General features: G+C 65.9%; 10 protein-coding genes and 1 pseudogene. 4 read left to right on the top strand and 7 right to left on the bottom strand.

The annotated features are described in order from the left end of the window. Nucleotides 1-30: 30 nt before the first annotated feature. The 6 genes and pseudogenes from pstS to ssb form a co-directional block, all read right to left on the bottom strand. The gene (pstS, locus tag EJJ38_RS07165) at nucleotides 31-1,056 is read right to left on the bottom strand and encodes a phosphate ABC transporter substrate-binding protein PstS (RefSeq protein WP_127089406.1); all 1,026 of its coding nucleotides are present in this window, start codon (nucleotides 1,054-1,056) and stop codon (nucleotides 31-33) included. A 279-nt stretch (nucleotides 1,057-1,335) separates the two neighbouring features. Continuing rightward, nucleotides 1,336-1,446 (bottom strand): annotated as a pseudogene (locus EJJ38_RS20595) (arsenate reductase (azurin) small subunit); the annotation flags it as partial. Between the two features lie 52 nt (nucleotides 1,447-1,498). Then, nucleotides 1,499-2,245 carry an arsenical resistance protein ArsH gene (gene arsH, locus EJJ38_RS07155; RefSeq protein ID WP_127089405.1) on the bottom strand — a complete coding sequence of 249 codons (747 nt, stop codon included), beginning with the start codon at nucleotides 2,243-2,245 and terminating at the stop codon, nucleotides 1,499-1,501. A gap of 17 nt (nucleotides 2,246-2,262) precedes the next feature. Then, entirely contained in the window at nucleotides 2,263-3,501 is a 1,239-nt protein-coding gene (locus EJJ38_RS07150) for an MFS transporter (RefSeq protein WP_127089404.1), read from the bottom strand. Between the two features lie 94 nt (nucleotides 3,502-3,595). After that, on the bottom strand, nucleotides 3,596-3,928 hold the full coding sequence (locus tag EJJ38_RS07145; protein ID WP_127090309.1) for an ArsR/SmtB family transcription factor: 333 nt from the start codon (nucleotides 3,926-3,928) through the stop codon (nucleotides 3,596-3,598). 723 nt (nucleotides 3,929-4,651) lie between these two features. Next, nucleotides 4,652-5,215, bottom strand: coding sequence for a single-stranded DNA-binding protein (gene ssb, locus EJJ38_RS07140; protein ID WP_127089403.1), 564 nt, complete (start codon nucleotides 5,213-5,215; stop codon nucleotides 4,652-4,654). A gap of 459 nt (nucleotides 5,216-5,674) precedes the next feature. Between ssb and uvrA the strand changes: the two genes are divergently transcribed. From uvrA to EJJ38_RS07120, 4 genes are all read left to right on the top strand, one after another. Then, complete coding sequence (gene uvrA / locus EJJ38_RS07135) at nucleotides 5,675-8,608, top strand: excinuclease ABC subunit UvrA (protein ID WP_127089402.1); 2,934 nt, start codon at nucleotides 5,675-5,677, stop codon at nucleotides 8,606-8,608. A gap of 521 nt (nucleotides 8,609-9,129) precedes the next feature. Next, nucleotides 9,130-9,294: a DUF1127 domain-containing protein gene (locus EJJ38_RS07130; protein ID WP_127089401.1), complete on the top strand. Its 165-nt coding sequence runs from the start codon at nucleotides 9,130-9,132 to the stop codon at nucleotides 9,292-9,294. 217 nt (nucleotides 9,295-9,511) lie between these two features. After that, nucleotides 9,512-10,918, top strand: a complete 1,407-nt coding sequence (trmFO, locus tag EJJ38_RS07125) for a methylenetetrahydrofolate--tRNA-(uracil(54)-C(5))-methyltransferase (FADH(2)-oxidizing) TrmFO (protein ID WP_127089400.1) — start codon at nucleotides 9,512-9,514, stop codon at nucleotides 10,916-10,918. An 8-nt stretch (nucleotides 10,919-10,926) separates the two neighbouring features. Then, nucleotides 10,927-12,030, top strand: a complete 1,104-nt coding sequence (locus EJJ38_RS07120) for a serine/threonine protein kinase (RefSeq protein ID WP_127089399.1) — start codon at nucleotides 10,927-10,929, stop codon at nucleotides 12,028-12,030. Here EJJ38_RS07120 and EJJ38_RS07115 read toward each other — a convergent pair. Then, nucleotides 12,011-12,910, bottom strand: a complete 900-nt coding sequence (locus EJJ38_RS07115) for a phytoene/squalene synthase family protein (protein WP_127089398.1) — start codon at nucleotides 12,908-12,910, stop codon at nucleotides 12,011-12,013. The two genes, EJJ38_RS07120 and EJJ38_RS07115, sit on opposite strands and share 20 nt — an antisense overlap. Nucleotides 12,911-12,941 lie beyond the last annotated feature (31 nt).

Here is a 12,941-nt window from a genome sequence, read left to right as displayed (position 1 = left end):
TCGTTGGAAATGCCTGACGGCGGCGCAGCCCTATGCGCCGCTCTTGAAGGTTCGGGCCCAGTACGCCTTGACCTGCTCCACCAGTGCGGGAGGCAAGGGAACGTAGCCCAGTTGCGAAGCGTACTTCTCGCCTTCGCCGAGCGAGAATTTCCAGAAGTCGAACGCCGCCCGGCTCGCGCCAGCAGCATTGGGATCCTTGTACATCAGCACGAACGTGGAGGCGGCGATCGGATAGGCGTCCTCGGCGGGGGAATCGTTGATGATGACCGCGAAGTCATCCGCCTTCGTCCAATCGAAGCTTGCGGCCGCTGCCTGGAACGAAGCCGCGCTCGGGGCGATGAACTTGCCGGCCCGGTTCTGGACGAGGCCGTAGGTCAACTTCACCTGGACGACATACGTGAATTCGACATAGCCGATCGCGTTCTTGATGCGCTTTACGTCGGTTGCCACGCCTTCATTGCCCCGTGCCCCGGAGCCGACCGGCCAGTCGACCGCATTTCCCTCGCCGACCCGTTGCTTCCACTCGGGGCTCGCCTTCGACAGGTAGGAGGCCCAGTTGAAGGTCGTGCCGGAGCCGTCGGCCCGGTGAACCACGGCGATCTTCGCATCGGGAAAGGTCAGGTCGGGATTGACGGCCTTGATCGCCGGATCGTTCCAGTTGGTAATCTTCCCGAGGAAGATGTCCGCCAGCAGCACCCCGGTGAACTTCATCTGGCCGGGACCAATCCCGTCGACGTTGAGGACGGGCACGACCCCGCCGAACACGATGGGAAACTGACCGAGGCCGAGCTTCGCCAGTTCCGCCGGTTGCAGCGGCTTATCCGAGGCCCCGAAGTCTGCCGTCCGATCCTTGATCGCATTGACGCCCGCCGATGAACCGACGGATTGGTAGCTGACCGTCTGGCCCGCCTTATCCCGAAAGGCCTGCGACCACTTCCAGATGATCGGGTAGGCAAACGTCGAGCCCGCTCCTCGGACCTCGTCAGCGCGCGCTGCGGGCGCGAGCACGGCGGCGGCGGTCAATGCGGCGATGGCCAGACTGATTATGCGTGTCACGGGTGCCTCCCGGCATATTGGCGTTTCCGTCCACGGACTCGTATATCACGATATGTCCATGCGCGTCGACAGATCGAATATGCATCGGAGGTGACGTTGGTGTGACGTGGCTGACCAGCCCGCCGAATGGTGAGGGTGGCGGCTTCGCTATCCGTGAAATGGCTCGGACGGCCATGAGGCCTGGGGCCGGGAGAATAACGTGCGCGGCCTCGCCGATCTTGGTCGGCACGATGTCGACATCCACCGAGAACAGGCCCCCCTGCAGGCCATCTTTCTCTCTCAAAGAACGTTCGACAGGCAGCCGTAGAGGAGCTTGTCCACGCCATCGGCGTAGATGTCTCCCTGGGCGCAGATGCGGAGCGCGTACTGCGGCAGGTTCTGCGCGGCCTCGCGCTTTTCAGAAGAGCAGATTATCGGGATACCGAAGGAGCCGGAAGCGGGATCAGGCCCGACTGGTGGCATCCGCTAGGCTGGCCGCGACGGACTTGCGATGTGCCTCGGCCTGCACCCTCCGTTCGGAGTAGCGATCCACCAGGTAGTCCGACCGCTCGCGGACCAGGAGGGTGAACTTCACGAGTTCCTCCATTACGTCCACGACCCGGTCGTAATAGGGCGAAGCCTTCATCCGGCCCGCCTCGTCGAATTCCTGATAAGCCTTCGCCACCGACGACTGGTTCGGGATCGTGACCATGCGCATCCAGCGTCCAAGTACCCGCAGGGCATTGACGGCGTTGAAGGACTGCGACCCGCCGGACACCTGCATCACCGCCAGCGTGCGGCCCTGCGTCGGACGGATTCCGCCGATCTCAAGCGGGATCCAATCGATCTGGCTTTTGAAAACACTGGTGATCGTGCCGTGCCGTTCAGGGCTGCACCACACCTGTCCTTCAGACCATTCGGATAGGGACCGCAGTTCCTGGACCTTCGGATGATCGGCCGGAACACTATCCGGAGGCGGCAGGCCGCGCGGGTCGAAGATCCGCGTCTCGGCGCCCATGCGGCCGAGGAGACGGGCGGCCTCCTCGGTCAGAAGGCGGCTGTAGGAACGTTCTCGCAGGGAGCCGTAGAGGAGCAGGATGCGCGGCGGATGGACGAACGCTGCCTTGGGCTCAAGCTTGTGCAGGTCAGGCAGATCGAGATGGTGCCCCTCGAGGGCAGGGAAGTCCGGATCGAAAGGTGCGTCGTGCATGTTGGCGTCCAGCAAGCTCAAGAGGGGTTTGTGCGGGTTGAGAGGATCGCGGCCGTCCAGAATCCGGCAACGAGGATGAGGGCGCCTGCGATGGCAGCGAGGAGGACGGGATCGTAGGATCCGCTCCATGCCCAAAGTCCGGCCGCCCCAACGGGCGCAATTGCCCTGGAGACGGTCGCGGGAGCGGCCAGGACACCGTTGACGGCGCCGTAAGCCTCGCGGGTCACCATTTCCGGAACGGCAAGGCCCCGGACGATGGTCATGATGCCGTTCGCCCCTCCGTACAGGGCTGCGACGCACGCCACGAGGGCGAAGCTGGGTGGGGTCGCCTCCAGGATGATGAGGGCTAAGGGAAAAGCCACCACCACACAGCATCCGATGAGGCGGACGGATGCCTTGGGCGCGAACACCCAGATGGCGATCCGTCCCGCCACCTGGGCCGGGCCGATGATCGCCATGGCCGATACCACGGTCCCGGTATCGAAGCCTCGCTCCACCAGAAGCGGGTAGAAGTGAAAGGTGAAGGCCGAGAACGTCCCGGAATAGGCCGTGAAGGCGAAGGCGAGGGCCCAGAACGCGGGTTGGCGCATCACGATGCGCACGACCGACCATCCCGCCGACGGCCCGCCCTTGGCATGCGCATGCTCGGGATGGTCCGCCGCAGGGTCAATGACGGCGGCATAGACACCGGCGCACAGGACGAGGTTGATCGCCGCCAGGACCACGAGGGTCCCGCGCCATCCGAACCCGTCCAGGAGGAATTGGACCAGGGGGATGAACACAGTGGAGGCGAAGCCGCCCCATAAGGTCAGGGCCGTGATGCCTGATCTTGCGCCGAGCGTTCCGCTCCTTCGCGCCACCACCGCGAACGCAGGTTCGTACAAGGTGGCCGCTTGGAGGATGCCGATGCCGGCGACGCAGACATAAAAGGCGAGGAGCCCTTCGACCTGGGACCAGGCCAGGAGAAGGAAGCCCGCCATCACCGACCCGGCGGCCATCACGAGGCGGCCGTGGCCGCGGTCGATGGCGTTCCCGATCGGGTAGCTCGCGATGCCCGCCAGAACAAGGCCGAGCGTCGCGGCGCCGTACATTTGCGGCTTGGACCAGCCGAGTTCCCGGCCCATCGCCTCGGCGATGAGTGGGAAGGAATAATAAAGCGATCCCCAGGAGCAGACCTGGCCGATGCCGAGGCCTGTGATGAAGAGGCTGCGGCCGCTGAGGGGCTTGAATAGGGCAGCGTCCGCTTGCCCGGTCACGCATCGCCGCCGCGTTCGACGGGGAAAAATGGATAGGTCACGGCGAATCCTTCGATAATTCCAGAAATTCAAAAATTAAGACCGCGCAAAATCCTCATGTGATGGTTTCGGATGATGGGACGGCACAGTCGATGTCGGTGCCAACATCGGCGCAGCATTCATCGACCAGGTAGCCAACAAGGGCATTCATGCTGGGATAGTGGGCCCGGCAAATGAGCGTCGTCGCATGGCGCTCCTGGGTCACGAGACCCGTCTCAAGTAACTTGCGAAGGTGATGGGAGAGCGTGGATGCAGGGATGCCATGCTTCTCCTGCAGTGCACCGACACTCAAGCCCGCCCCGCCCGCTCGAACAAGGGTCCGGTAAAGGCCAAGGCGGGTGGGGTTGCCCAGAGCCTCAAGCTGCCGAGACGCTATTTCGATATTCATCGAAACAACGTCATCCACTTGACGGACACGGTCAATACGTACTTCGATATTTATCGAAATAAAGTCGCCGCGATTGTGCAATCCAGGACGCTGGATGGACGACACTCGCACCTCGCGAGGCCCAGCGCCGCATTGCGGTGAGAGCGAGTTCACGGTCGGCATGGAATCCTGGTCGACGGTCGCGGCCCTCGGAGATGCCCCCCCCGCTCAAGGCTGGAAATTGAGCGCCGGATCCCCGACCAATTTATAAGGTCGATGGTCTCTTCCCGATTGAGAAGATCGCCTGACTCGACACGTTGGGCGCGGTCGATCTTGCGAAGTTCCGCCCACTGCGCACCCAAAGCGACCAAGCGCAGCGTCTTAGCAATGGTGTTGACCAAGCCGTCTTTGCTTCTGAGGAAGTGCACCCCGTAACGGGCCGTCGAGGGATCCGGCAGCCCAGGGATCCGGCAGCCCAGGGATCCGGCAGCCCAGGGATCCGGCAGCCCCGTTCGGTTATCGAGGAGGAGCGGGACACGTTCGCCGCCAGGAAATACGACCTTCTTTACGCGGAAGCGAGGCCGATCCGACAGAAAAGCAAGTGCTCGGGACTCCTTGTTTACACAAGGCTACACCGCCCGATTTAGGTTATGGCGACCGATCCACGACACATTCGCGAAAACATCAACCCACTGATTATATTGACGTTTTCTCGTTATGTTTACACAGCCACCTGACCACAACTCAGAAGGGGATTTCGTCGTCCATGTCGTCGGACGGGCGACCCGCAGGCGCGGGACGGCGTCCACCGCCCGCCGCACCGCCGCTCGACCCACCGCCGGATCCGCCGAAATTGCCACCACCACCGAAATTGCTGCCGCCGCCGCCCATGGGGCTGGACGAGCCGAAATCGGAGCCGCCGCTATACTCATCGCCCTCGCCGCCACCGCCGCCGGAGCGGCCGTCGAGGAGCGTCAGCTCGCCGCGATAGGGGCGCAGCACCACTTCGGTGAAATACCGCTCGGCGCCCTGGTTGTCGGTGGCCTTGCGGGTTTCCAGCTGGCCTTCGACATAGACCTTGGAGCCCTTCTTCAGGAACCGCTCGGCAACGCCCACCAGATTCTCGTTGAAGATGGCCACGGTGTGCCACTCGGTGCGCTCGCGCCGCTCGCCGGACGCCTTGTCGCGCCAGGTCTCGGACGTGGCGATGCGCAGGTTGCAGACCCGGCCGCCATTCTGGAACGAGCGGATTTCCGGATCACGGCCGAGATTGCCGATCAGGATCACCTTATTGACGCTGCCGGCCATCTCTTCCTCCTGCAAACCAAAACGGATACCGCGCGCCTTGTCACAGCAGTTTCCGAAACCCGCACCCTAGTGATCCGGCGCGCGGAAGCGAGAGCCCGTGCGCCTTGTCCACCGAAAACTGATCATCTGTGCGGGCCGGCGCCCGCCACAGCAATCCCGGGCACGACCGCCCCACGCGAATTGTTCTTCTTATGTTCCTAAATGATCTCTCCGTGGGGCGCAAGGCAGGGATGCAGGCTTTTTCGCTGGACCGGACATGCGTTCCTGATACGTTCCCTACCGCAGCGCACGCGGCACCCTAAATTGAGTCGTCTTCCCCGAGGCGACGCAATCGGCCGCTCCGCGCGGCGGATCGGGATGCGCGGCATTGCGCCGCCGTCCATGATCCACCTCGCGGGATGGCCGTAAGCAGGGTGCAGCGCGCCCCCGCCTCCTTGTTCCGCGAGCCGACCCGATCCCATGAGCGAGCGTTCTCCCTCCCGCCTCTCCCCCGGCGCCACCGAGCGGCGCGACGCGCGCATGCTGTCCGTGCGCGGCGCGCGCGAGCACAATCTGAAGAATGTGGACCTGGACGTGCCCCGCGACAGCCTGGTGGTGTTCACCGGCCTGTCCGGCTCCGGCAAGTCCTCGCTCGCCTTCGACACCATCTATGCGGAAGGCCAGCGGCGCTATGTGGAGAGCCTGTCGGCCTATGCGCGCCAGTTCCTGGAGATGATGCAGAAGCCGGACGTGGACCAGATCGACGGTCTCTCGCCCGCCATCTCCATCGAGCAGAAGACCACGTCCAAGAATCCGCGCTCCACGGTGGGCACGGTCACGGAAATCCATGACTATATGCGCCTGCTCTGGGCGCGCGCGGGCATTCCCTATTCCCCGGCCACGGGCCTGCCTATCGAGAGCCAGACGGTCTCGCAGATGGTGGACAAGGTGCTGGCCCTGCCGGAGGGCAGCCGGCTCTATCTGCTGGCGCCCGTGGTGCGGGGCCGTAAGGGCGAATACCGCAAGGAGATGGCGGAATTCCTCAAGAAGGGCTTCCAGCGGGTGAAGCTGGACGGCACCTTCCACGAGATCGCCGAGGCGCCGCCCCTGGACAAGAAGCTGAAGCACGACATCGACGTGGTGGTGGACCGCCTCGTGGTGCGCGCCGACCTCGCCACCCGCCTCGCAGACAGCTTCGAGACCGCGCTCGGCCTTGCGGACGGCATCGCCGTCATCGAGTTCGCGGACGAGAAGGACGAGAGCGGCGCGCCCCGGCGCATCCTGTTCTCGGAGAAGTTCGCCTGCCCGGTCTCCGGCTTCACGATCCCTGAGATCGAGCCGCGCCTGTTCTCCTTCAACAATCCGTTCGGCGCCTGCCCGGCCTGCGACGGGCTCGGGGTGGAGCAGACCATCGATCCCGACCTCGTGGTGCCCGATCGCTCCCGCACGCTGAAGCAGGGCGCCATCGCCCCCTGGGCCAAGAGCACATCGCCTTATTACGGGCAGACGCTGAACGCCCTCGCCAAGCATTACGATTTCAAGCTGACCACGCCCTTCTCGGACCTGCCCGAGCGGGCGAAGGAGGTCATCCTCTTCGGGTCCGGCACGGACGAGATCACCTTCGCCTATGATGACGGGCTGCGGGCCTACGAGACCACGAAGACCTTCGAGGGCATCGTGCGCAATCTCGACCGCCGCTGGCGGGAGACGGAGAGCGACTGGGCGCGGGAGGAAATCTCCAAATATTTCTCCACCGTGCCCTGCGCCACCTGCCACGGCTTCCGCCTGAAGCCGGAGGCGCTGGCGGTGAAGGTGGCCATGAAGCATATCGGCGAGGTGAGCGAACTCTCCGTGCGCGCCGCCTCCGCCTGGTTCGAGGAACTGCCCGCCGCGCTCAATGCCAAGCAGAACGAGATCGCGGCGCGCATCCTGAAGGAAATCCGCGAGCGGCTGCGCTTCCTCATGGATGTGGGGCTGGACTATCTGACCCTGTCGCGCGCCTCCGGCACCCTGTCGGGCGGCGAGAGCCAGCGCATCCGCCTCGCATCGCAGATCGGTTCGGGCCTCTCCGGCGTGCTCTATGTGCTGGACGAGCCCTCCATCGGCCTGCACCAGCGCGACAATGCCCGCCTGCTGGAGACGCTGAAGCGCCTGCGGGACCTGGGCAATACCGTGATCGTGGTGGAGCATGACGAGGACGCCATCCTCGCCGCCGATTATGTGGTGGATGTGGGCCCCGGCGCGGGCGTCCATGGCGGGCGCATCGTGGCCCAAGGCAGCCCGGCCGAAATCCTGGCCAATCCCGCCTCCCTCACCGGCAAATATCTCACCGGCGAACTGACCGTGGGCGTGCCCGCCCGCCGCAAGCCGAACCCCAAGCGCATGCTCAAGCTCACGGGCGCGCGCGGGAACAACCTGAAGAATGTGACGGCGGAAATCCCGCTGGGCGTCTTCACCTGCGTCACCGGCGTGTCGGGCGGGGGCAAGTCCACCTTGCTCATCGACACGCTCTACAAGGCCGTGGCGCGGCGGCTCAACAATGCCAGCGAGGCCCCCGCCCCCTTCGACAAGCTGGAGGGGCTGGAGCATCTGGACAAGGTCATCGACATCGACCAGTCCCCCATCGGCCGCACGCCGCGCTCCAACCCGGCCACCTATACGGGCGCCTTCACGCCCATCCGCGAGTGGTTTTCCGGCCTGCCGGAGGCCAAGGCGCGCGGCTATGGGCCGGGGCGCTTCTCGTTCAACGTGAAGGGCGGACGCTGCGAGGCCTGCCAGGGCGACGGCGTCATCAAGATCGAGATGCACTTCCTGCCGGATGTGTACGTCACCTGCGACATCTGTAAGGGCAAGCGCTATAATCGCGAGACGCTGGACGTCACCTTCAAGGACAAGTCCATCGCCGACGTGTTGGACATGACCGTGGATGAGGGCGCCGCCTTCTTCAAGGCCGTGCCCGCGGTGCGCGACAAGCTGGAGACCCTTTCGCGGGTGGGGCTCGGCTATATCAAGGTGGGCCAGCAGGCGAACACCTTGTCCGGCGGTGAGGCGCAGCGGGTGAAGCTCGCCAAGGAACTCTCCAAGCGCGCCACGGGCCGCACGCTCTATATCCTGGACGAACCCACCACGGGCCTGCATTTCCACGACGTGGCGAAGCTCCTGGAGGTGCTCCACGAACTGGTGGAGCAGGGCAACACCATCGCGGTCATCGAGCACAATCTCGAAGTCATCAAGACCGCCGACTGGGTGATGGACCTCGGCCCGGAAGGCGGCCATGGCGGCGGCGAGATCGTCGCGGTGGGAACGCCGGAGATCATCGCCGCCTCGGAGCGCTCCTATACGGGCAAGTTCCTCGCCGACGTGCTGGCGCGCCGTCCGCAGGCCAAGAGCCGCAAGCGCAACGCGGCCGGGTGACGCCAGGGGGCCGTGCGCCTTCATGGGATCGACCTGGAGCGGCCTGGACGGCTTGTGTAAGAGGGCAGCGTCATGGCTGGGTTTGCCCCGGCCATGACGCCCCTGAAAGGCTGCAAGCCTTCCATCCTTCTGAATGTCGATCAGACTCTCACGCATTGATGGAGAGCGGTTCACGCCTTCCCTCGACCCATTTCGGTGCATCGAGGGAAGACGATCGCACTCTGCTTGATTGGCCCTGGGGACCGCCTGTGCGGCGTTGGGGCGACGCCCGCTCGATGCCATGCACTGCCCGACTTAGCGGCACGCCTCTCCGTTGTGCAGTTGCGAGATAGAAGTTGTTTAATGAATTGTTGCCGCCCGACCACACTCACGTAAAACAACGTAGCCCCAAGGCTGCGTAATATGCGGCGCGCGCATTGCTGCATTGCATCGAAGAGCATTGGCGAAGCGGATAGGTCAGCCTATCTTCCCCTCCAAGAAACGCGGCGCAGGACGTGTGCCGCGCGTTAAGGAGATTGAAAATGCTGCTCTGGGGTTTCCTGGCTCGCCAGGTCCGCCGCTGGCATGCCTATAACCGCACCGTTGCCGAGCTTTCCGGGCTCGATGACCGTGCTCTGGGCGATATCAACATCGTGCGCAGCGAGATCCGGGCCGTGGCCCGCCGCGCGACGCTGCACCTGGTGTGATGCCGGCGCGACGCGATCCGCGTCGCCTGCCTGAAATGGCCCCCGTCCGGGGGCCATTTTCTTTTTCGGGGTACCGTTTCCACAGAACGCCGCGAACGGTCCTTTTCCGCGCCTGAAACCGCGCTCAAACGCGCGCTGTCCTTGAACCTGCCGTCATCCTGGGGCACAGACCCACTTCCCTTTGCCGGATCGCGGAATCCGGGGCGTGTAAGCGAGGATGATGGTGGATCCGGTCCATGTGATTGGCGGAGGCCTGGCGGGCTCCGAAGCGGCCTGGCAGATGGCCGAGCGCGGCGTGCCCGTTGTGCTGCACGAGATGCGCCCGGTGCGCTCCACGGACGCGCACCACACGGACTCCCTCGCGGAACTGGTCTGCTCCAACTCCTTCCGCTCCGACGATGCCCAGGGCAATGCGGTGGGCGTGCTCCATGCGGAAATGCGCAAGGCCGGCTCGCTCATCCTGCGCTGCGCGGACGCCCATCAGGTGCCCGCCGGCGGGGCACTGGCGGTGGACCGCGTGGGCTTCGCCGAAGCCGTCACCGCCGCGCTGGAGGCCCACCCCCTGGTGGAGATCCGCCGCGAGGAAGTGGCCGGCCTGCCGCCCGCGGAATGGGACAAGGTGATCGTCGCCACCGGCCCCCTCACCTCGCCCGCTCTCGCCGAGGCGGTTCTGGAGCTGACGGGGGAAACCGCCCTCGCCTTCTTCGACGCCATCGCCCCCATCGTGCATTTCGACAGCATCGACATGTCGAAGGCGTGGTTCCAGTCGCGCTACGACAAGGTGGGCCCCGGCGGCACCGGGGCGGACTATATCAACTGCCCCCTCAGCCGAGACCAGTATGAGGCGTTCGTGGACGCGCTGCTGGAGGGCGAGAAGGTGCCGCTGCGCGACTTCGAGGCCAAGACGCCCTATTTCGACGGCTGCCTGCCCATCGAGGTGATGGCCGAGCGCGGGCGCGAGACCCTGCGTTTCGGCCCGCTGAAGCCGGTCGGCCTCACCAATCCGCATGCGCCGGATGTGAAGGCCTATGCGGTCATCCAGCTGCGCCAGGACAACAAGCTGGGCACGCTCTACAACATGGTCGGCTTCCAGACGAAGCTGCGCCATGGCGAGCAGGCGCGGGTGTTTCGCACCATTCCCGGCCTGGAGGGCGCCGAATTCGCCCGGCTCGGCGGCCTGCACCGCAACACCTATCTCAATTCCCCGCGCCTTCTGGACGCTACCCTTCGCCTGAAGGCCGATCCGCGCCTGCGCTTCGCCGGGCAGATCACCGGGTGCGAGGGCTATGTGGAAAGCGCCGCCGTGGGCCTGCTGGCGGGCCGATTCGCCGCCGCCGAGCGCCATGGCGTCGAGCCGGACCTGCCCCCCGCCACCACGGCCCATGGGGCGCTGCTCGGCCACATCACGGGCGGACATATCGAGGTGATCGATGCCGGTCCCCGCTCCTTCCAGCCCATGAACGTCAATTTCGGCCTGTTCCCGCCGCTGGACATCACCCCCAAGGGGCCGGACGGAAAGCGCCTGCGCGGTTCGGAAAAGACCCTCGCCAAGAAGAAGGCCATTGCCGCCCGCGCGCTCGCGGACGCGGAGCGTTGGCTCGACACAACCGAGAAGGCGGCTTAAGAGCCCTCATGGCCCGTCAGATCGATTATTTCCCGCCTTTGGAGCGCAAGGCCGAGAGCGCCCGTTTCACCGTGGACACCGTGCTGAAGCGCGATGTGTTTTCCACCGTGGAGCGTGGCATCTGGCGCGCGGCGGACGGGCGCGACTATCCCGCAGTGCGCCGCCGCTGGAACGAGGTCTCGCCCTGGTTCGCGCTGCTGGCCGGCATCCTCGCGGGCCGCGAATCCCATGCGCTCGCCCATGTGACGAAGACCGGGGTCACCACCCCGCTGCTGGCCATGGGGGACCGCTTCCTGGTGCGCGGCTGGATCGAGGGCGTGCCGCTCCAGATCGCCCGCCCCCATGGCGACCTCGCGTTCTTCCGCTCCGCCAAATCCGCGCTGCGCACCCTGCATGGGGCGGGCTTCGCCCATAACGACCTCGCCAAGCAGCAGAACTGGCTGCGTGGGGCGGACGGAGAAGCCTGGCTCACCGATTTCCAGCTGGCCTTGCCCATCAGCCGCCGCACGCGCATCGGCCGGGTTCTGGCCTATGAAGACCTGCGCCACCTGCTGAAGCACAAGCGCACCTATTGCCCCGAGGCGCTCACCCGCCGCGAGAAGGCGGTGCTGGCCCGCAAGAGCATCTTCGCGCGGGTGTGGATGGCCACGGGCAAGAAGGTCTACCGCTTCGTCACCCGCCGCCTCATGTCCTATTCGGACACGGAAGGGCGCGGCCCCCGCGTCACCCAGGTGGCCCCGCGCATCGCCGATGCGCTCATGGCCCATCCGGCGGTGAAGGCGGTCCACATGGCCGACTACCAGACGCTGGGCGGCAAGGTGGGGCTCTATGCCTTCGTGGAGCTGCAGGGCGCGACCGATTCGGGAGCCTTGCGCACCCATCTCGCGGTGGCATTGCCCGACCGGCCCCATCTCGACCAGCTTCAGATCGTGCCGCGCCTGCCCCGCACGGCGGCGGGCGAGGTGCGCGACGACCTGCTCCTGCTGGTGGCGCGCAATCAGATCGAGATGGTGGATGCCCTTTCGGGCGATGCGCAGACCCGCACGCTCATGACCCCCATCTGCCGCGAGCGGCTGAACCTCACGGACCGGATCACACGTCCGGCAGCGTGAAGAAGGGGCGCCCGGCCCGCGCCTTGCGCGCGGCCCGCCACAGGCGCCATTGCCGCACCAGAGGCGGCGCGCCCACCACCGCCGCGAACGGATCTCCCGCCCGCTCCAGGTCGTGAAGGTCGCCCGGCACCAGGGCCAGGGGAAGGAAGGCGGCCATGGCCTCGGGCGGTGCGCCCGCCAGGGCCTCCTGCGCAGCCGCCAGATGGTGGCGCACGCGCCGCCGCAGGGTCGTCAGCGTCTCGCGCACCCCGGCGGTCGCCTTGCGGCCCACCACATCCTCGCGCGTGCCGCCATAGGCGTTCAGCAGGTCCAGCGGCAGGAAGCACTGCCCGCGCGCCGCGTGGATCGGCAAGGCCCGCATGAGACCCGTCACCGCAACAGCCACGCCCGCATGGCCGCTTGCGGTGGCCAGCCCCGTCTGCGGGGCGCCCAGCAGAAGCCCGGCGGACAGCTGGATGAGCACGGAGGCGGTCTCCCCCGCATAGCCTTCCAGGTCGTTCAGCGTGGGCATGGGGTCGTCATAGAGATCGAAGGTGCGCGCCTCCAGGAGGTTCAGGAGCGCGGGACGCGACAGGGTCGTGGCGGTCAGCGTGTCCATGAGGGCGCTGGCGACGGGATGCCCCGCCACCTCGCCCCGGCCCAGCCCCTCGATGAGGTCGCGCCACCATTGCAGGCGCATTTCCCCCGGCAAGGGCTCGCGCACCACTTCGCGCACCCGCGCCACTTCAAGGTTGAAGGCATAGAGCGCGCTCAGATGGCGCCGGGCCGCGAGTGGCGCGAACAGGCTGGCGAGGAAGCGGTCGCGGTCATGGGCCTGGATCAGCCGGGCGCAATGCGCATAGGCCTTTTCGAGTTCGGCCGGGGTGATGTCCTGTGCCATGGCCTGGAGCGTTTCCGAGCGAAGTGTGAAG

It is taken from the genome of Aquabacter cavernae, from assembly GCF_003993795.1.
Classification (GTDB): domain Bacteria; phylum Pseudomonadota; class Alphaproteobacteria; order Rhizobiales; family Xanthobacteraceae; genus Aquabacter; species Aquabacter cavernae.
Note: the sequence above shows the minus strand (reverse complement) of the source record. Positions and strands in the feature narration are given on the sequence as shown.